Origin of the sequence: Streptomyces sp. P17, assembly GCF_032436805.1 — a bacterium.
Taxonomy (GTDB): domain Bacteria; phylum Actinomycetota; class Actinomycetes; order Streptomycetales; family Streptomycetaceae; genus Streptomyces.
Map to the genome: position 1 here is coordinate 1 of NZ_JAVRBF010000681.1, position 280 is coordinate 280.

Sequence of the window (280 nt, forward strand, 5' to 3'; positions counted from 1 at the left end):
GGCCAAAAGAAAACCTTCTCCCGCGTGCGGGAGAAGGTGCTTGCGTAAACCGTATCGTGCGAGCGCGAACGCCGCCGGCTTAGTGCGCGACGGGGGTCGTGCGCGTGACGGTGCGGTTCGCCATGTGGTGGCCGACCGCGCAGCCCGCGGCGGCGCCGGCGATGCCGTGATGGGCCATGTGGCCGGCGATCGCGCCGACGATGGCGCCCTTGATGCACCCGCGCGCCTCGGCCTGCGGCGCGGCGAACGTGAGCGCGGCGCCGGTCATCAGGGCAGCGGC

At 72.9% G+C, this 280-nt stretch carries 1 pseudogene; it reads right to left on the reverse strand.

The annotated features are described in order from the left end of the window. Window positions 1-79: 79 nt before the first annotated feature. A pseudogene (locus RMT89_RS42565) lies at window positions 80-280 on the reverse strand (hypothetical protein); the annotation flags it as partial.